We start from the raw sequence: 20899 nt of genomic DNA on the forward strand, positions 1-20899 counted from the left end.
CATGAAATTTATAGGTAATATCCTTGGTGGCATTTTCAAACTTGTTGGGATAGATCTTAATCCAACCCCTGAGAAGCGACAGCAAGGTGTTGATTATACTGCGCCCGCCACTGACGCGGCTATCCCAGTGTTTTACGGCAGTGTTAAAAGAACGGGTGGCACAATTATCTTCCGTGCTACCAATGATGCGGTGCGAAATGATGTCGATAATGAGCTGCTCCACCTTATCATTGTTTGGGGTGAAGCAAATGGCGCAACGGTAAAGCAGGTTTATATTGATGATGAGCCTATAACATCAGATAAATTTCACGATGAAGGTTCGCACAGGTGGGCGTATGCCGTGAATAATGAAGGCTGGAGGTATTCTGACCCACTTTTAAATGCAAGCGGTTGGTCGCCAGATAGAAACTTACCCGAAGGCCTTTTATATAGTTACGTGCGTTTAGAAATGGGCGCTGACGATCCTGTTTTTACGTCTCGACCTAACATCACTGCAGATATTGAACAAACACGTATTTATGATGTGCGTACCGGAGGGCATACTAGCTCAACCTCTAACCCAGCGCTGCAACTCTATGATTACTTAACTAATAGCCGTTATGGCAAAGGACTCGATCAATCAGAGCTGGATATAGCGAGTTTTAAACGCGCGGCAATTAATTGTGATTTGCTTGTTGATAGTTTTGAAGGCGGATCTAAAGCGCCACTTTATACGTCAAATGTACGTTTAGATACCAGTAAGTCGGTTAAAGCGAACTGTGAGATGTTATTAGCGGCTATGCGTGCAAGCTTACCAGTTGTAGACGGTAAGTTGACGTTAGTGCTTGAAAGCGACAAAGCTCCCGTATCTTGGCAAGCGAACGAGCAAACCATAGTCAGTGATATCGACGTGAATGATGCGTCAAAAAAAGACCGCTACAACCAAGTCAGCGTGCAGTACTATGATGAAGAGCGCAACGGCAAGTTGCAAGATGCTGTATTTCCTGAAAAAGGTAGTACGCTAGAAGCACAATGGCGACAAGAAGATAACGGTATTCGCCTAACCAAAAAAGTTAAAATTGACACTCTCAATAACTACTATGAAGCAAAACGTATTGCAGAGTTTATTGCTAGAAAAAGCCGTGAACAATTAAGCATTAAGTTTACAGCCCGAGATGACGCTGCGTTGCTGGCAATTGGTGATGTTATTCAAGTTAGCGATGAGCTTTTAGGGTTTAATAAAAAGCCGTTTGTACTGAACGATATGGTACTCAACGGCAGTGGCGAAGTTAACTTAAGCTTAATTGAGCACCAGCTAAACCATTATCAATGGTTACCCAGTGCCAAGCAGCCTACCATTCCAGATACGCTTTATCAGTCTCGCAAACCAAACCCGCCAACTGGGCTGCAAACGAGTGTAGGTGAAGATAGTAAGCTAATAATAGACTGGCAGTCACCATTGAATGATTTTGAATACAAGGTTATTCGAGACGAAAAAGTGGTAAAAGCGGGTAGTACCACGTTACGCAATATTGAGCTAGCACTAGATATGGGGGAGTACCAGTTTCAACTATTTGCCGTCAATATTTTAGGCTACCGAAGCCAAGCAGCAACATTACTTTTTAATGTCCAGAAGCCAGCGGTACCAACGGTTGAAGTGACATCGGTTACAGCAACGAGTGCCGTATTGTATGCAACCACTGCAGGCGCAGGTATACAAACTAACTATGAATGGCAATTTGCAGGAGAAGGCGCGCAAAAAAATGTGATTTCTCAAGTTTTAACCGTTTCTTCATTACTACCTAGCAAAACGTATCAAGGGCAAGTTAGAACACTGAGCGCAGCGGGCAAAAGTAGCTGGAAGACATTTTCAGTTAGCACTAAAGCGCAGGCAACCTATGAGCGTAACGTTGCATTGGTTTTTGATTTAAGCCAAGCACCAAGCTGGATGGGTCTAGGGATAGGTTGGCAACCAGAGAAAATGGTGAACCAAGTTCGCGTGTCATTGAGAGACTTAACCGCGCAGCAGGAGTTAGCATTTCAAACCTTGCAGGTTACTTTGAGTGATGATGGTGCGCTATTTGCGCAGCTCGGTAACGAGCAAGGTAATTTGACTGAAAGTGAACTGAATGTTGCATTTGAAGGACAGAACACCAGTAATTTAACGGTGACTGCAACCCATGAATTACAGGTAGTAAGACAAGCGTTTACGGTAGTTGGCTTAAGTGTTTCTGAACTTAAAGAGACACAGCAGCGCCTCAACGAAATGGATGTATTGGCCGACTCAGTGTTAGAGCAGGCACTCAATGCGGAAACGGTGTTTGATGCAGACTTAACTAGCACGCTTGTGCTGGAGAGAAAAACTGACACAACCAACGCCGTTATAAACGAAGCAGTCGCCGCACAAGCTTCTGAAAACGAAGCGATGGCAACCAAAATCAGTACAGTTAAATCAGAAGTTGAAGATAACAAAGCACAAATTATTGAGGTAAGCCAAACGTTGGCAACCACTGAGGAGGCTATTTCAACAAAAATTACGCAACTGTCATCAGCGGTGGATAACAACCACGCTGAAATTAAAACTTACTACATCACTAAGGCAGATGCAGATAACGCGGTATCACAAGCAAAAACTGAGCTGGAAAGTAAAGTTAATGACAATCGAGCATATCTAGATCAAACATTCTATACCGCTGCGAATACTAACTACGCGATTACGGCCAAAGCCAATGAGTTACGCAGTGAATACAGTAACAATCATGCACAAATCACCCAAAACTATTACACAAAAAGTGCCGCGGAAGAAGCGATTTCCGCCAAGGTAAACACGTTAAAAAGCCAAGTGGGTAAAGATATTGCTGGGCTTAATGAGGTGTATTTTACCAAGGCGGATAGTAACGGTGCATTGGCTAATTTTGTTCGCGATGTGAGGGTTACAACGGCTAACGGTACAGCCAGTGTTTATAACCATATGACAGCCCAAGCAAATAAAATTGGACAGTTAGAAGGTCGCGTTTCCATTGGTGTAGACGTTAATAACCATGTAACAGGACTCACGATATCACCTGGAAAAATGGCAGTAAAAGCCGGTGTTTTTGAATTACTCGATAACAGTAATAACAGTGCGGTGTATTTTGACAGTGGTGCCGGTAAATATAAGTTTAACGGGCATATTAACGCGACTAGTGGGTCGTTTACAGGCCACATAAACGCAACGAGCGGGTCGTTTTCAGGTAGCGTGTATGCAACGAGCGGCACATTTAAAGGGCGAGTTGAGGCGAGTAGCGGCTCATTCTCGGGGCATATTAACGCTACAAGTGGTTCATTTTCTGGCAGTATCTATGCGACCAGTGGAACTATCAATTCAGCAACATTACGTTCATGCACATGGGACGCAGGTAATGGTAGCGCGATCACCGCAAGTTCAGGTATGTTGGCCCTTCGACAAAATGGTGTCATCAACTCAAGATTGCTGGCCAGTGGTGAGAGTTTTCATCGCAACATGTTTGTGTATAACAACGGTTTATCTGGCTCAACAGGCATATACGTTAAGTATCACAAATATGGCATCCAAGTCGATGCTGGTTCCTGGGCATTGTATGCTCGCTCGGGTGAAATTGGCCCCCACACCTCTGCGCATGAAACCCTGCTGCCCAAAGAACTCACCCCTGAACCGGGTGACATTCTCTGTGATGACGAGCTTATGCACATTGCAAATATCTCAAATGCAATTTGTACTGCAAAGCTATCAAGCACCCCCATGGATATTACTGTTAGAGGGGTATATACCCGCCGCCGTACACTCACAGACTCACAACCCGCGGGGTTAGTGGGTTTTGAAGAATGGGAACAGCTCGCGTACCTGTACGATGTTGCCAGTATCAATGCAGGCGGTGAAGGCGCTATGAACGTATGCGGCGAAGGCGGCAACCTACAAACGGGCGACCTTATTTGCTCAAGCTCTATGCCAGGAAAAGGCATGCGCCAGCCCACGCAATCTGAAGAGCGTTACACCATCGCACAAGTGCGCCACAACGTTACCTTTGACTCTCCCGACCAAGTAAAACAGGTCGCCGTTATTTATAAACGAGGTTAATCATGGCTTATTCAATAGGCACAATCTCAATACAGCAACACCATTCAATTATCACCGGTTACAACACCTTGTTTGTGCAAGTTGCTAAGGCCCAAGTGGGCGACTTGCTGTACTTTCGAATGAACGAGCAAGATGTGATTTTACAACTAACCGAAGTGATTAATGATGCACAACTGCGTGTAGCCATGCTTGATGGCCAAGCGTTTTCACCCGCACTGAGTGTAAACAATCTGGGTTACGGTTTGGTGCAAAACTTTACAGCCACAATCAGTGCAAAACTGGCTAAAGGCATTACCGACTTACAAACCAAATGGCACAAGCGTGAGCGTGAATTAACAGGGTGGTTTGCAAGCACCAATAGCACCTATCCCATTACCACATTTTTGGGTGAGCAAACGGTAATACCTACGCCCACCAAAATAGCTCAGTTAGCACAGGTAGCGATGAGCGCCAGTGCTGATTTAGCAACCATGGCAACGGCGATTGAGTGCAACAAACAAAGCTTGGCAACGGTTGAGCCGCGTATTGCGCAGTTTGATGCGATTTACCCACAGGTGATAACGGCCAGTAACAGCGTAACGACCAAGCATGATGAAGTGGTCACGGCACATGCAGCGGTGCAATTGCATGCAAATACGATTGCTGAACAAGCACAACAAATACGCACCGCCCAACAAGTGGTGTTTTCTCTCAAAGCCGATATTGAGCAAGCTGCTCAGCAGGTGGATTTAGACCAAGCCCACAGCCAAGCCGCAGCGGCACTATGTAGCGCTGCTCACGCACAAACATCAGAAAACACAGCGCTCGTTGTTGAATTAAACGAAGAGTTAACCGCGCTCGGAGACTCACTGTTTACTACTTTTGACGATGTTAACGCGATAGCCAGCTCGGCCAGAGAAGCGCAAACGGTTACTCAAAATAATGTTGAGCAAACAGGCCTTGATGCACTTCATAGCAACGCAAATGCGGCACTAGCCGCCTTGTGTGTAACCGAAATAATTAACCAAAATCAGAGTATTAACCATGCATTCAGCGCCATGCTGGCGGGCACACTAACACTGCAAAAAGTCAACGAACTCTTCCCAGCTTAATAATAGGTACAAATATGAATACAGAACTTACCAATGCGGTTACTGCGCTGCAAGCAGTGACGGATAAACACGAACAATTAAACAGCCAATACCAAGGCACACACGAGACTTTGGTTGCCAACACCAAAGCCATGACGGATTGGCAAACCCAATCAGGTAGCGTTGAACTAACAGACCAAAATGGCAATAAACACGCAACACCAACGCTAAAAACACTGGTTGAACAGGCGCAAAGCGTGAACCCTCACCCCGATGTTATGACTAAAGCCCAGTTTGATGCCCTGCGCCAAATGCGCAAGCAGCAATATGCGGGGAGTGGGTTTGTTGAGTGGGGTTACGGTGACTCTACAATTAACGCAGTCAACCATGGCATGTGGGTATACCAAAACAAATTGAACCTAGGGCGTTCAGGTAAAGTGGGTGGTTGGGCTGGTACAGATAAATCGTCTAGCCCATTTCCAAATGTGCTGATTGATGGCGTATCCCATGAGCTTCAGTCGGTCGATTATCCATACGGTATTGTAAGCTGTAACTTCCCCCCAGCCCCCGATGGCACTAAAACCTACGACTCAGCCACAGGCACAGTGACTCAACACAGCAATGCAGAAGTCGCGTTTGCGTCTGAAACTGAGACAAACAAGGTCATTACCTCACGTAAGGACTTGGTATTTTTGGAGTCATGGCATGAAAAAATTGCTGATAAAGATGTGGTTTACCCACTGGGTAATGTGCAATACGGCGCGAGCAGTTATCAAGGTATTGCACTGCTCAACAACCTAGTGGCACAAGGCTATTCAGCCTTTGGTGAGTGGGACCAAAGCACCAAAGGCTATGGCGCAAAATGGTCAGCTCTCACAGATGAGCAAAAAGCGGTATTTCTAAGCGAACCAGAGCACAATATCTACTACGACCCAAAAGCCAAAGTGTATGTTCAGGTACGTTACAGGGTTCGGGTTGTTGAGGGAGTTGGAAATGATTGGTATGCAGTTCGTCCAATGTTTGGTGCTGGCTATTTTGACTGCAATGTAGGGCTGCATATTCGTCCGCAAGGAACAAGAGTTGTCGAATCTATTATGGGATCAGGCTTCCCGCTTTATGCAGACTGTCAAACTGCGACCGCTAAATATCAAATGTCGAATACGGATGTAGGCATATTTGGAGCCATGTCTAGTTCGTCATTAAAGGACGAGCTAAGCGGCTTCAGCGGGAAGTGTTTTGCATTGCCCATCGCGTTGGTACAACGTTTAAACCAGGGAGCCTATCATCCTTGTTATAACCCGTTGGGGTGCGGTTTGTTCGTTGAGCAAGGTGTTGGTACTTACAGATGGTATGATTCCCAATTCCCAACTATTAGTGATACAAGCCAGTTGTTTGATCTAGTTGCCAGTGGACAGACAGGCTTTAGAAATGGCGCAATTGCAGCAGGCAGTCATGGCCGTAGTGACCAATACAAATACCACGACGCCATCTACGCTGGCCAAGTGGAAGACTTATGCTTAAACGCCAATAAACTAGATGTAAACCAATTAAGCGAAGACACCATGCGTAAAGCGGTGGGGGGTACATTGCGTGGTAAAGAGTCGGTGCCCTTCACCTACTTTGAGCATAAACATGCGGTTACCTTAGCAGAGCCTGCCTATTACAATGCGGCCAATGCGGGGGGGGCTATTGAGTTTAAGATTGAGACAGGCCGCCCGACACTCAATAACTATTTGTCAGATGAAAGCAACATTGGTTATTACGTTTATAATCAAGACGGCACATCACTTTATATACCACATTTACCAAACCCAATATTCAGTCACGTTCATTGGCCGTTTTCTGGTGGTAGCCAAGTAATATGCTATATCTACAGCGTTAAAAATAAAGTTGCTGAGTTTAATTCGTTATTTTCGGTTGGTGATGTTTTGCACGTAGGGGTTTTAAGAAAACAATCAGCGCATTTCGACTCACTTCCATGGACTGACATTGTCGGTCACCCCGAGCGGATTGCGGCAACCTTCCCAGATGGTGTGGTAGGGCAATGGGTGCCTAGTCTTGACGACGGTAGAAAACCACTTAATCGTAAGGTAAACAATGAAACATCGGTGAATGTGCACTGGACTTTGAATGATGGGTTGAGCTGGTCTTCTGGCGTGCAAAAAATTCACCCACGTCAAAATGATACGGACCCTTGGGGTGTTTCTAACAACTCAGTGGCCTTGTTTAGTTATGAAACATCCGCAGACTTTTCCGAACGTTCTTCTAATTCAGTGGTTATGGGTCACATAAGCGATGTATGGGTTGGGAATGACTCAAGACAAAACTTTGGTTGTCGGTTACAACAATCGTTAACCGGAAAAGTGGCACAAGTAATGTCGTACACAACTAATTGTTATACACCGGTTATGCAGAAGAACATGCTAGATAATAAGTTGTTGAGGGATGAGTTCCCTGTTCATGCGCCTTACCCATTGCTTGGTGGTGACAGTGGCACCTATGCTTGTAAAGCATTACCAACCATTACAGAAAAAAATGGCTTGCTGTATATGCAGTTCCATGGGGCTGAAATGGTTTATACAAAGCCTAACTTGTCAAATATGGCTGTCATTACGGCTGGCCAAGCAGCATCAGTAGAAAAAGGCAAAACGTATATTCTTAAAGGGTTTGATAATGCGAGTGTTAATCGAGCTATGGTTGCATTAGCAACGAACCCAAACTTCACTTGGGCTGCATCTGCGTTTGATGGTTACACGGTATTAGATACAGGTGAGATAATCACTAATACGGATGTTGTATATAATCTGCTTAGATTATATACGGGTGGCTGGGGCGATGACCAAACTATCCCAATCGTGAATGGCGAAGACATAAAAACCGACCTAAACGGCAATACGGTAAAAGTGTTCTGCCATCACACTCAATTCCCAATTGGCATTGCATACAACAACTAAGGCCCAGCTATGAGCGAACAAATAATTGAACAAGTAAATGAACCAGTCGCAGAGCAGCAGCCTGTGGCAACATATCAAGATGTACACACCAAAATTGCCCTGCGTCACCCGCGTGCGCAAATTACGTCAGCGCTGCAACAGGCTATCGAACAAGAGCAATCTGCACACGAGCAAGCGCATACACAATGGCAAGCGTCTTTACCAGAGGTTCAAGCTGAAATTGAGCAAGCACAGGCGCACAACGCAGCAAACCAAAACGATCAGGTAGATGTTCCAACACTACCGACTGAACCTGTAATTGACATAGCAAAACGCCGTGCTTGCTATGAAGTTAAAAACGTCGAGGTGGATTTAGAACTCACAACCGAAGCACAAGATGCACACGTTGTTTATGACGACGATGCCCTGATTGCCTATCATCACCCCAGAACAGTTGCCCACAGCGCTGAATATATTGAAGCCGTAAAACGCGAACGCTTCAAAGCGCAACGCACAGCAAATGTTGCAGCTATCACCGTTGAAGTTGACGATATGGTGTTTGATGGTGATGAACTAAGCCAAGCTAGAATGGCAAGGGCTGCTCAACTTATGTCTGACTTGCAAAAGCAGCCTTGGGTGTTAGCTAATAATGAGGTCGTTGAAGTAACTAAACAACAGTTAACACTGGCATGCACTCTTGCAGCGCAAAAACAATCAGCGCTTTGGATTGTTTAATTACCACTATATGCCAGCCTTCACTTAAAGAGGGCTGGTTCCTTCCACAAATATCACCATTTCTACTACACAAACACCATTGCGTTGTGCGTGTACCCTTCTTTTTTCAAAACGGTCAAAGTTGACCGTTTTCCCTTTCTATAAATTGCTAGTATTCCCGTAAATTGAACTCGTTGTCTTTCCCGTTTAAAAGGCGTTGCGCTTAGGTGCAATGCCTTTTTCTTTTTTAAACGTTAGGTGGTTTATGATAAACCCTTTTACTTTGGTGCATACCGATGTATGCCGTGCATCGAACAACACCCTTTTTATTGATAGTAAAGCCAGCAATGCGCTCGCCAACCCGCTGACGCAAAACCTGCCCGTGCTTGGCCGTGCCCGCTATTTTGCCAAAGGCAGTGGTGTGGTAGACCTTGAACAACCCGTGTTGATCAAATTTACCTCGTTTGGCAATACCAATTTAGGCACATTTGCTGGTGGCCATGAGCTTAATACTTGGCTGCAAGTAGACCAATGCGCGGTGCTCAATGGCGGGGAAGACTTGGCCCTAGTGAACCCAAACACCGGCGATGAACACTGGTTTAGCAGTGGTAATACCCAGCATGAGCATGCCCAAGTGACGGCGCAAATTATGATAGCCACCGAAGCGCAGGGGGAAGAGTTTTCTGCCATGCCATTTATTGACATTATTGGTGCGCCGCAAAAGGTGGCCGAGACGTTTCCCAAAGGGGTCATTGGTCAATACAACACGCAACATATTCCCGATGGCTCGAACACGGCGTTTACCTTAAACCATCAAGCCTTGGCCGATGGCCCCGAGTTTTGTGCTTACTTGCAAGGTGGGCAATGGCTTGATGCCACCAAGGCCATGAACCTAAACCTAAGCGCCAATACCATTAGTAATGGCAGCATTTTAAAAGCGGGTAACGTCGCCCTGTATTTTTACGACGCGCAAGAGGCCTAAACAACCTTTGTGGTTAATCACTACACCATTCCACTCAACTTTAATCGAAGAGCGATATGTCTAAATCTCAACTGATTGATTTATCAAAGTTGCCACCACCAGACGTGCTTGAAAAACTGGACTTTGAGCAACTACTGAGCACCCTTAAAACAGACTTACTGGCACGCAAACCCGAACTCGCGGCCGTACTTGAGCTAGAGTCAGAGCCACTCACCCAATTACTTAACACCTACGCCTATCACAGCATGCTGCTGCGCGCACGGGTGAATGACGCCGCCAAAGCCACGCTACTCAGTAGCGCCGAAGGCAGCGATTTAGAGCAAATTGCCACGCGCTATGGGGTGGCTCGGCAAAATAACGAAACTGACGAGCGCCTGCGTGAACGCATTCAGCTTGCTCTGCACAGCTTAAACACCGCAGGCACACAAGAAAGCTACAGCTACCATGCCTTAACGGCCGACGCACGGGTAAAAGACGTGCATGTTGCCAGCCCATCGCCATGCCATATTGTGCTAAGCATTTTATCTAACGAAAACGACAAAGGGCTGCCTTCAAGCGAGCTAATTAATACGCTAGAAACCACCTTTGGCTTAACCGCAGGCAACCAAAATCAAGTGTCTGAAGTGTTGGCTGCACAAAAGGTGCGCCCAGTGGGCGATAGGGTGCAAATTATTCCCGCTAAGGTAAAAGAGTTCACCCTCACCGCACATATTAAATTAGAGCTAGGCCCGGGCCATGAACAAGTTAAGCAGCAGGTGCTAGATAAGATCAGCGCGTTTTTACAAAAACATCACGCGTTAGGTAAGTCGATTAAACGCTCCGCGCTATTTGCCGCATTACACCAAGCTGGGGTTGAAGAAGTAGAACTCAGCGCACCCACCAGCAATATCGACATTCAAGCGGGCGAGGTGGCGTATTGTAGCAACGGCCTTTCGGGCTTGAGTTTTGAGGTGCTCCAATGAATGAGGCGCACAAGCTGTTACATAACGGCTCTGATTTACAGTCTGAATTACAACATATTAGCGATGCTTTGCTGACGTCTATTAAAAACGGGGCAGATACCGTTGCCACTTTATGGGAGCCATATGATTGCCCAACCGCTTTCTTACCTTGGCTCGCGTGGAGCCAAGGTGTAACTCAGTGGGATGAAAGCTGGAATGAAGCCGTTAAACGTGAAGTTATTGCACAAAGCTACGAGCAGCACAAGCATTTAGGCACGCGCTACGCAATTATTAACAGTTTAAAGCCATTTGGTTATCGCACCACATTAACAGAGTGGTTTGAAAAACAGCCGCAAGGGAACGAAGGCACCTTTAGTGTAGATGTGGGGGTAACAGATAAGGGCATTGATCAAACGGTGATCAGCCAAATTCATACCGCTATTACCAATACCAAACGCAAAAGTGTGCAGTTTGACTTATCGGTTAGCTTGTTGTCTGAGTCGCAAATCAAGCTGGCATCGGCGTCAAGCTCTGGTTTCACCACGACTGTTTACCCTTATTTTGCCAGCGAAATTTCAAGCCAAATGCCACTCACTATTGGCCTTGCAAATCAATCAATTAATCAAATCAAAGTATATCCTCGGAGTAGTTATGTCTCAGCCACAATACTGGACCATGCTGACCCCAGCTGGTCGAGCTAAAATCGCCAATGCCATTGGCACCGGTATCAAAATCAATTTAACCAAATTTGCCGTAGGTGATGGGGTTATTCATCCTGATGCGCAAGCGCTTGCAAATGAGCAATTTAGGGGCTTGATCAGCAGTTCAAAAACCTTAGATGACAAGCCTTCGATGATCGAAGTCGTGGGCATAGTGCCAGCCACTGAAGGCGGGTTTTATGTCCGTGAAGCCGCATTTTATACCGAAGACGACGTGGCTTTTGCCATCGTTAAATACCCAGAAACCTACAAACCTAGTATGGCCGATAACGCCAGTGCAGAGCTTGGCATTAAAGCCGTGATTGACGTGGTACAGGCGCAAGCGGTGAGTTTAAAAGTAGACCCGTCTATGGTGTACGCCACACAAGAACACGTCGCCAACGAAATCAACAAATTTATGGGCCTGCTATCACTCGATGGCGGCGCTTTTTCAGATTCTTATCCTAACGCAACTAGCCTAGATGGAGGCACTTTATAATGGCAAACAAATTACAATTTAGACGCGGCCCTGCAGCCAACAGAACCAATGTAACCCCAGCAAGCGGTGAACCAATTTGGCTTACCGATAGCAAAAAACTGTTTGTGGGTGATGGCCAAACCCCTGGTGGTATTGATATTTTTGGCACGCTTGGCAGTGCCATATATAAAGATGCAGGCACGGGTGCAAACCAAGTTTTAACACTTGATGGCAGTGGTAAAATTCCAGAAGGCGTATTGCCAAGTTTAGCGATTGGTCAACCGTTTGAAGTAGCAAACCAAGCGGCGATGCTTGCCCTAACGGCGCAACCGGGCGACTTGGCAATTCGTACCGACGAGAACAAGTCGTACGTATTAAAATCGAGCCCAGCCAATGTGTTATCGAACTGGATTTTACTCAGAACCCCAACCGACAATGTGCTCTCGGTAAACGGCAAAACGGGCGCGGTAACAATCAATAAAAGCGATGTTGGCCTAAGCAACGTTACCAATGAATCTAAAGCGCAGTTATTTACCTCACCAAACTTTACAGGCAATCCAAAAGCACCCACTCGCGCGTTGTCTGACGACAGCACCCATATTGCCAACACTGCTTGGGTAAAAGATTGGGTTAATTCATTAGGCTTAGCTGTTGAGGGCGGAGACATTGACGGAGGCACATTTTAATGGGTCGAAAGATTCAATTTAGACGCGGACCCGAGGCTGAACGGTTACAAACCGTTCTCGCCAACGGCGAGCCGGGCTGGTCCCCAGAGGCTGATCAACTATTTATTGGTGATGGGCAAACTTTAGGAGGCGTGCCTGTTGAAATGGGCAAGTTCGTATTAGTCAATCAACCCGCTGTAGCAGTAGCAGGCGGGCGTTACTTATTGACCTCAGTGACAACCTTGCAGTTACCAAATGAAGCGCCTGACGGAGCTGTTATATCTGTGATGCTTGATAGAAACAGTGGTGCAACAAGAGAGAATCCAGCCAGAGTGTTAGCCCCTGAAAGCAAGTATATTTTACGTGGTGAACAAATGGGTGTTGAGTATCAATTATCTAAAGCCGCGATTGAAAGAAGGTTTATTTACAAAAATGGAGGTTGGGCTTTATGAGTAACGTGCTAACAGATCAAGATGATGCTCTATCAGGCGGAGGCGTATTAATTGGCCAAGTGGTTGAGTTAAGCGATCATAGGCCGAAAGTTGAGCTAAACGGGATGACATTTCTTAAATTTGGCTATATAGAAGACTCAGATTATGCTTCGGAATTGGAGCCCGTGGCTAAATCAATGAGATTAATTAAACCAATCAATGTTGATTGGTCAGCGCAACCTAATGCAGCGGATCATCGTGACAACGTAGTTTTGGTAAGTGGTACTCACGGCACAAAAACTTACTCAAAATCATTGGATTTTGGAGAAACGTGGCGAAAAATTGACTTACAGTCAAATGTAAGAGCGTCAGGTACAGTCACTTACTGTGGGCATAATGGTACCGACCATGTGTGGGTGATGGCTGACGAGCAATATCCAGCAAGTTATTTTCACCGTTCAACAGATGATGGCGAGACATTTTTACGTACAACACAGGGTGTTGGGCAATCAATGGTTATGTTTGCATCTAATCGTGTTGATATATTAATGGCGGTTGGGGGGGACTATAACCCAGCAAAAAGAGTTTTTAAATCAAAAGACTTTGGTGATTCATGGCAACGTATAGACTTGCCTGATGTGACAGGCGGAGCGGATACAATTGCCTACAGCAAAACAGGCACTTGGATTACAAGCACACAGAATACTGAAGTATTTTATAGCCAAGATGATGGGAATACTTGGCATAAAGCAAATTTGCCAAATGGTCTATTAAGCCGAATGCACGCAATTGCAACGGATGATAACGGTCACTGGTTGGCATTGACTGATAATTCAAATGGAAAATGTTTTATTTGTTCTAGTGATGACGGCAAGTCTTGGACAATGGCTGCTGATTTTCCATCACTGCAACAACAGTTAGGCATTGTAAATATTTATGAATCATATAGCGGAACTCGACGTTTTATCTATCGAAATGGTGAATGGATGCTGTTTACCGCAGATCCTACAGGTGGATTGCTTATAACTTCGAGTGATTTGGGTTTGACTTGGCAAAGGCGAAAAGAGTTAGAAAGTCAATTGTCTAACCGATATTTCAGAGCCGTTGCCGCATTAGATAATGGAGACTGTGTCATTACCGGATCGGTAGATTCAGTGTCAAAATCATATTTTGGTGTAGGGGAGTTTGGTGCGCTGAATGACCGTCGTTATGTGAGGATTAAATAATGGCATTAAAACAAGTTAATGAGCATTATATCGAGGATAAATCATATGTTTTTGTTGGTGCTTCAGGTTATAAAAGACTTTATAACTTTGCTGATATAACCATCACACCTCCTTCTGGGTGCAGGGTGGTTATAGATTTACTTTATGCAATTAATAGCAGTACGCTAAGTGATTCCGATGCTAGAAGGTGGAGTATTAGTACCTCTTTTGGGGAGGTGGTGCGTTCTCATTCACTGATGATTGGTGATGGTACGACTGATTTGAATAGATTTGCAATTTGTCCAAACATACATGCTCAAAAAGAGCCTATGCGATTTTTAGTCAACGAGAGAGTAACGATTAAAAATGGCACACTGAGAGATTTCGGTCTGGCTTGGCATTACGAGAGGCTACTATGAAAACATGTATTTTAGTTGATGGTATTTGGGTCGAAGGTGAACCCACAGAAAATGGGCAAGTGTATAGGGAAATTGACGATATAGGGGCGATTGTAGAGCAAACGTACTTTTCGTTAGATGAAATAGATATTCATCATATTGAGTTTAGTGACGTATCGGGTCAACTCGATGGTTACGTGAATCATGACAATGAATTTACCGTCTCTCAACAATCAAACGACGTGGTTGCAACAGCTCAATTAGATATTGCTGATTGCAAGTTTAAAGTGCCATTTAAACGCATCGATACCGGCCGCATTCAGTTAATGCCGGCACAAGTAGTAGATGGTCAACTTTCAATACCGTTAAAGTTTGAAACAAATGGTATTTGGGTCGTTAACCAAGAATTGTTTAACACCGACTTTCCTGATATGCCGTTTGAGATGAGTGAATATCGCTTTTCAGTGATTTAATCATAGCCTCACCAATTAAGTTATTTCATTTCTACACAGACTTGATTATTTAAGTTTTGGTTACTCAATCAGGAGCCTAATCGATGACCAGTTATATCGATTTAAGCAAACTGCCTGAGCCTGACATTATCGAATCTCTCTCTTTTGAAGCCATTTATGAAGCGCGCAAGGCGCGCTTTGTAGCGCTTGCGCCAGATTACGCGCATGCGCTGGAGCTTGAGAGTGACCCGTTAACTGTGTGGCTTCAGGTAGAAAGCTATCAAGAACTACTACTGCGCCAGCGGATCAACCAAGCGGCGCAATCCAATTTATTGGCCTTTGCCAAAGGGGCCGACCTTGAGCACCTTGGTGCCTTTTATGGTGTTGAGCGCGTAACCGATGAGCAAGATGACGACTACCGTCAGCGCATTCGTAACAATACCATTGCCGCCAGTACCGCGGGCAGCGCGGAACACTATCGCAATCATGCCATTAATGCTGCGCCTAGCGAGATTGCCGATGTATCGGTAATAAGCAAAGAAGGCGGTAAAGTGATTGTTACCGTGCTCGCCAAACAAGCGCTGGATGATAAAACCCTTGGCGAGACGCCAGAGCCACAACCGCAAGATGCACCACCGAGTAAAACCACGGTTGAACGCGTTAGAGACAAAGTGTTAGACGAGGGCGTGAAGATGCTCACCGATAAGGTCACGGTGCAAGCGGCCAACTTTATTGAGGTAGACGTGCTGGTGGACATTTACTTGCAGCCCAACACCTCAGTGGAGGTATTTAATGAACTAGCGCCGTTAATTCGTGAAGCATGGCGTAGTGAATCAAAACTGGGTTGGGATTTAGCACCCAGTTGGATAAGCGCGCAATTGCATAAAAGTGGCGTGCGCCATGTAGACATTAAAAAACCAAATGCGCTAGTGGATATTAGCCCTGAGCAATGCGCCGTACCGGGAAATATTCAACTTACACTACGCGAATGAGGTAGCAATGCAACAACTCTTACCCCCTAATCACAGCCCACTGCTGCTAAAAGGGTTGCAAAGTGAAGATCAATCCACGGTGTTTGATAGTGCAATTAGCAACCTAACCAACATGAAAGCCAACCCGCACGACGCGCAACTTATGTGGCTGGTATGGGAGTATGGCTTGGAAAGCATATTGCCCTACAGCCAAGATGTGCGGCAAACCTTAAAAGAGGGCCTAGCTTGGCAGCGTATTCGTGGTACCCCAAAAAGCTTAACCACCGCGCTGGGTTGGATTGAGCTTAAACAGGCAAGCATTGAAAACACCCCACCGGGTCGCCACCATTACAGCTACCAAATAGACAGTGGTGAAGTGCCAGGCGACGAGCGCTTAGCCAAAGTAGCCAAACTGGCTCAGTTGTCGGCCCCGGTGAGTAGCCAACTTACGCGGGTTTACCATGGTTACGATGTGCGTAAGCAAACACTGTCGAGCCAAGGGTGTGGTTTTGGTCATATACTGAGCGACTACTCGGGTGTGTTAGTCAAGCTACCCGATAAAACACAAGTAAAAGCCAGTTTTGGTCGCACGCAAAAGCACAGCAATACAGCCACGGTGACACGTATTGGCTTTGGCCACCTGCGTAAACGCAGTCAAGTGAGCAAGCATTTAGATGTGTATGACGCAAGCCGTTACTGCCTGACAACAGAGCTGCCATCTCACTTGCCGAATAAGGTTATTCGCAGCCGTTTGTATAGTCAACAACGCACACTGGCACAACGCGTGTGGCTCGGCCCATGGCATGACCGTTGGCAAAATAGCAACTGGCAAACCCAGCAATTATGCAGCGTATCGATTGATCATGAACAGCTCAGGCATACCACGCCATTGTTGTTCAGCGGTGCAAGTAGTGGCCGAGTGAACCTAGGCAGGCTTAATTTAACCCCTAAGTTACCTGAATAACTTAAGCACTTAATTCAACACATTCATTTCTTTAGGTTTTCTTACCTTTGTATTGGTGCAGCTAACGTCATTAGCTGCCATGATTACTGGAATAAACTATGAGCTACCCAAGCACATTTACCCCCATTGTGTGGACTAAGCAAGGGCTTGATGCACTGCTCAGTGCCTCACAAGCTGGCATAGCGCTGGCTATTACCCATGTGTCGGCGGGCGATCAAGCCTACGCGCCGTCGGCCACGCAAACCGCGCTGCGCAATGAGCAGCAAAAGGCGCTGATCGGCGGTGCCGAAATTCTTGACGACGATGACGGCAACAAACAATTGCGTTTTAGTGCCTTGTTTGATGGCCCTAAAAGCTATTCGGTAAAAGAGATAGGCATTTGGTCAAACGACACCCTCGTGGCGGTTTACAGCGTACCGAATAAGCAGTTGAACTTTAAATCGGCCGACGCGGTATGGCTTGAAGTGTTTACTCTTAACGTCGCCACCTTGCCTAGTCAAAACATCACCTGTCAGGTGGGGGTAAATAACGCCAACGTGTTTTTAACCCAAGAGTTACTCACCATGACATACGCACAAACCCTGCAAAGCAAAAACTTGATCAAACAAGCGCACCAAAACTTTTTGCTACAGCAAAGGTTACGAAAAGCAGGCATTTAAGGAGCTACCATGACGATTGAATCACAATTGGCCGAGATCAGTAAAATTGTTACCGAACAAGCCAACGAATCACACGAATTAAAAACCGCCATTGAAGACAGTTGGCAAGAAATAGACAAAGTACACGCGCTTGCCAAGCAAAACCACCAAGCCGCACGCGACTGGCAAACCAAAACCGGCCAAGTCACGTTTAAAGACCTAAACGACGCAGAATATCAAGTTGATACCCTCGCAACCTTGATTAACGAAACACAAAAAATCAACCCTCATCCAGAGGTCATGACCAAAGCCCAATTTGATGCGCTGCGCCAAATGCGCAAGCAGCAGTATGCGGGCAGTGGGTTTGTGGAGTGGGGGAAGCATATGATGTCAGGTAACCATCATCCCATAAATGATGGGATGTATGATGCCCCAGAGGACAGTTTAGAAACTAATTCTTTGCGTCTCGGTCGTTATGCTTTTGATGGAATGGGGGTTTCTTCATCACCAAATGCTGTAGTTGTCGTTGATGGCGTTCAGATTACAATAAGTAAATCTGGAGTTGATTTAATAGCAGAGCACAGCGTCATTAGGTTTCCTCCCGCCCCCGACGGTACCAAAACCTATGATTCAGCAACTGGCACGGTCACTCAACATGCCAGTGCCGCCGAGGCGTTTGGTGGTTTGGTCATTAATAATAATTTTAGTGATGGACTGACAGGTTGGAATGTTTGGGGTGGTGGTACGCTCGCCCTTGAAGGTCAAATCGCTCAAGTGAAAACAGCGAATCCTTCTGATGGTGTAACGTATTTCGACGATGGAATGGCGCTACAAAAAAATGTTGAATACGTTACCGAGTGGGTAATTAATTATCCACAAGGCAAGCACTTTGTATTGGGTTTTTATAACGCGACGGACAATGAGAAAATCACAAAGTATGTTGGCACGGGCAAGCCTACAGTATACAGAGCGACCTATAAACCCACCGCCGATATGTTAGGGACTAATATTCGCTGTTACCATGCATCAGGAGGTGATACCGAACTTGAATGGCAAGTTCACTCAGCATCTTTAAGGCCTGCCACCGAACAAGTGATCACCTCTCGTAAAGATCTTGTATTCCTAGAATCTTGGCATGAGAAAATCGCCGATAAAGATGTGGTTTATCCACTGGGTAACGTGCAATACGGTGCAAGCTCATACCAGGGCATAGCCCTTGCCAATAACCTAGTGGCACAAGGGTATTTTGCCTTTGGTGAATGGGACACCGACACCAAAGGCTATGGCGTAAAATGGTCAACGCTGTCCGCCAAAAACCGCATCAAGTTTTTAAAAAATCCCGAGCATAATATTTACTACGACCCAGAAGCCAAAGCGTATATTCAAGTTCGGTATCGAGTGAGAGTGGTTGAGGGACATGGGGATAACTGGCAAAGTGTCGGTGCCAATAGCATAAAAACTCATGGCTATTTAACGTATCAATCTGGGGACGCGATTAAGCCAAGGGGTAGCCAAGTCAACGTTGCAGATTACACCTTTATCGAAGACCCAACGCGTATTGGCTATATTAGTAGTGAGTCTGTACAAGCCAATAACGCGGCTATTGCACGGACGAAGCCTATAGCTGGTCAATATGGCATATGCAAATATGGGTCCGCAGACCCCGATAGAACAATTAACCATGCTTATCAAAGCAAATGCTTTGCGGTGCCCATAGCGCTCGTTCAACGCTTAAACCAAGGGGCTTATCACCCCGTGCACAACCCTATGGGAACAACGCAATATACAATGACGGGTGTACGCAATTACCATTGGTGTGAACTTCCTACATCTTTGCATATGAGCACTTTGGGATGTTTTATCCCGCCAACAGAAACAAGTATCGGAAGACATCCGGGTATGGGGTATATTGGTGGTCATGGCCATTCAAGGACTGACCAGTACAAATATTACGACGCCATCTACGCAGGCCTAGTAGAAGACTTGCGCTTAAACGCCAATAAACTGGATGTAAATCAACTACGTGAAGACACCATGCGTAAAGCAGTGGCAGGGACATTGCGGGGTAAGGGCAAAGTACTGTTTACTCAATTTAAAGCGCTTCATAAAGGGTATCTGCATCAATCAAACCAGTGGAATGCAAGTTTTGTTGATGCTCTTGAAAATGGCACATCGCTGAATTTTTATGATAATGGCTTTGCGGCTAATACACCTGTTATGGTTTGGCAGCCTGCAACAAATACGACCCTTTACGGGCAAATATCAACTTCTAACTCGCATATGATGCTGACAAGTAGCCTTGAAAACTTGGGTAAACAAAAGCATATACATCCGATTAGCTTAACCGGGTTAACAACCACAGACATTTGTTATTTTGCAAAGGTGACAGAGTTATCTAGTGAATATGACTCTCTTCCATGGACCGACATTGTCGGCCACCCAGAGCGTATTGTGGCTACTTTCCCTGATGGTGTAATTGGTCAATGGATACCAATTTTGCCGCAAGATGGAACAACGTTGTTTAAGCTAAACAAAAAGCTTAAAGGTGAGTTGTCAAGTGAAGTGACTGTTAATAATGGTGCACAATGGTCTAAGGGAGGAGCTGGTTCGGCTTTTTATCAAGCGACGAATACGTGGGAATATGTAAGCCAAGAAAATGAAGTGCGTTTGATTCATTATGAAGCTCAGTCTAACTTTACTCAACCTGAGAATGCTCAAACACCAGTGTCTGACATTGGCAGCGTGCTTGCTATGCACCATCTGTTAATTAGATCTGGTAACCGATTAGCACCAAGCCTCACTGGTAAAATTTTGCAAGGGAATGACCATCCGATAAACGAGTTGATACCAGTCAGTGGGCATTCCTACTTATCTGGAGAAATATTCTCCGTAAGAGACTCTAATATTAAGCATCGAGATGTTAGCTTAAAGGGCACAAATGTGGGCAACGCCGTTAAATCGCTGCTCAACATTGTTGAGAAAAACGGTCTGTTGTATATGCAGTGTCAGGGAGCTGAACTCAAGTACAATGGCTCAAGTTGGGGAGATGATAACACAATCCCATTTATTGATGGCGAAAACACCAAAACCGACCTAAACGGCAACACGGTAAAAGTGTTCTGCCATCACACACAACTACCACTGGGTATTGCCAGTCACTAAAAGCTAGCTATTGTTTCAAACCGCTTTCTTTTAAAACAACGAGTAAAAACGCGGGCATGCAGCAGGTGGGGTAAAACCCAGCAAGGATAGGGCAAAGTTGACCGATATTTTGCCCTTAATCT

The 20899-nt window shown here is 45.6% G+C and carries 17 protein-coding genes; all 17 read left to right on the forward strand.

All coding sequences use genetic code 11. The annotated features are described in order from the left end of the window. The first annotated feature begins 1 nt into the window (after position 1). The 17 genes from AC5FX4_RS09835 to AC5FX4_RS09915 all read left to right on the forward strand — a co-directional run bounded on the left by AC5FX4_RS09835 (position 2) and on the right by AC5FX4_RS09915 (position 20777). Positions 2-4075 (forward strand): phage tail protein, encoded by a 4074-nt coding sequence (locus AC5FX4_RS09835; RefSeq protein ID WP_493606232.1) that lies wholly within the window; start codon positions 2-4, stop codon positions 4073-4075. A 2-nt stretch (positions 4076-4077) separates the two neighbouring features. Then, positions 4078-5166 (forward strand): hypothetical protein, encoded by a 1089-nt coding sequence (locus AC5FX4_RS09840; protein ID WP_493606233.1) that lies wholly within the window; start codon positions 4078-4080, stop codon positions 5164-5166. A 14-nt stretch (positions 5167-5180) separates the two neighbouring features. Beyond that, positions 5181-8099, forward strand: a complete 2919-nt coding sequence (locus tag AC5FX4_RS09845) for a hypothetical protein (RefSeq protein WP_493606234.1) — start codon at positions 5181-5183, stop codon at positions 8097-8099. A 9-nt stretch (positions 8100-8108) separates the two neighbouring features. After that, complete coding sequence (locus tag AC5FX4_RS09850) at positions 8109-8813, forward strand: DUF4376 domain-containing protein (protein WP_493606235.1); 705 nt, start codon at positions 8109-8111, stop codon at positions 8811-8813. Between the two features lie 244 nt (positions 8814-9057). Further along, complete coding sequence (locus tag AC5FX4_RS09855; RefSeq protein WP_493606236.1) at positions 9058-9774, forward strand: hypothetical protein; 717 nt, start codon at positions 9058-9060, stop codon at positions 9772-9774. A gap of 56 nt (positions 9775-9830) precedes the next feature. Further along, positions 9831-10736 carry a baseplate assembly protein gene (locus AC5FX4_RS09860; protein WP_493606237.1) on the forward strand — a complete coding sequence of 302 codons (906 nt, stop codon included), beginning with the start codon at positions 9831-9833 and terminating at the stop codon, positions 10734-10736. Further along, positions 10733-11416, forward strand: coding sequence for a phage tail protein I (locus AC5FX4_RS09865; RefSeq protein WP_493606238.1), 684 nt, complete (start codon positions 10733-10735; stop codon positions 11414-11416). Before AC5FX4_RS09860 ends, AC5FX4_RS09865 begins: the two co-directional genes overlap by 4 nt. Next, positions 11367-11912 (forward strand): phage tail protein, encoded by a 546-nt coding sequence (locus AC5FX4_RS09870; protein WP_493606239.1) that lies wholly within the window; start codon positions 11367-11369, stop codon positions 11910-11912. The genes AC5FX4_RS09865 and AC5FX4_RS09870 overlap by 50 nt, the downstream gene beginning before the upstream one ends. Then, the gene (locus AC5FX4_RS09875; RefSeq protein WP_493606240.1) at positions 11912-12577 is read left to right on the forward strand and encodes a hyaluronate lyase N-terminal domain-containing protein; all 666 of its coding nucleotides are present in this window, start codon (positions 11912-11914) and stop codon (positions 12575-12577) included. The genes AC5FX4_RS09870 and AC5FX4_RS09875 overlap by 1 nt, the downstream gene beginning before the upstream one ends. Continuing rightward, positions 12577-13008 carry a hypothetical protein gene (locus AC5FX4_RS09880; protein WP_493606241.1) on the forward strand — a complete coding sequence of 144 codons (432 nt, stop codon included), beginning with the start codon at positions 12577-12579 and terminating at the stop codon, positions 13006-13008. The genes AC5FX4_RS09875 and AC5FX4_RS09880 overlap by 1 nt, the downstream gene beginning before the upstream one ends. Then, the gene (locus AC5FX4_RS09885; RefSeq protein ID WP_493606242.1) at positions 13005-14213 is read left to right on the forward strand and encodes a WD40/YVTN/BNR-like repeat-containing protein; all 1209 of its coding nucleotides are present in this window, start codon (positions 13005-13007) and stop codon (positions 14211-14213) included. The genes AC5FX4_RS09880 and AC5FX4_RS09885 overlap by 4 nt, the downstream gene beginning before the upstream one ends. After that, on the forward strand, positions 14213-14611 hold the full coding sequence (locus tag AC5FX4_RS09890; RefSeq protein ID WP_493606243.1) for a hypothetical protein: 399 nt from the start codon (positions 14213-14215) through the stop codon (positions 14609-14611). Before AC5FX4_RS09885 ends, AC5FX4_RS09890 begins: the two co-directional genes overlap by 1 nt. Continuing rightward, a complete protein-coding gene (locus AC5FX4_RS09895) occupies positions 14608-15063 on the forward strand; it encodes a hypothetical protein (RefSeq protein WP_493606244.1) in 456 nt (151 codons plus the stop codon). The genes AC5FX4_RS09890 and AC5FX4_RS09895 overlap by 4 nt, the downstream gene beginning before the upstream one ends. 83 nt (positions 15064-15146) lie before the next feature. Next, entirely contained in the window at positions 15147-16034 is an 888-nt protein-coding gene (locus tag AC5FX4_RS09900; protein WP_493606245.1) for a baseplate assembly protein, read from the forward strand. 7 nt (positions 16035-16041) lie between these two features. Continuing rightward, a complete protein-coding gene (locus AC5FX4_RS09905) occupies positions 16042-16977 on the forward strand; it encodes a phage tail protein (protein WP_493606246.1) in 936 nt (311 codons plus the stop codon). Between the two features lie 98 nt (positions 16978-17075). Continuing rightward, positions 17076-17636, forward strand: coding sequence for a phage tail-collar fiber domain-containing protein (locus tag AC5FX4_RS09910; protein WP_493606247.1), 561 nt, complete (start codon positions 17076-17078; stop codon positions 17634-17636). Positions 17637-17645: 9 nt separating this feature from the next. Next, a complete protein-coding gene (locus AC5FX4_RS09915; RefSeq protein WP_493606248.1) occupies positions 17646-20777 on the forward strand; it encodes a hypothetical protein in 3132 nt (1043 codons plus the stop codon). Positions 20778-20899: the final 122 nt, after the last annotated feature.

This window comes from Pseudoalteromonas sp. ATL1 (assembly GCF_058933015.1).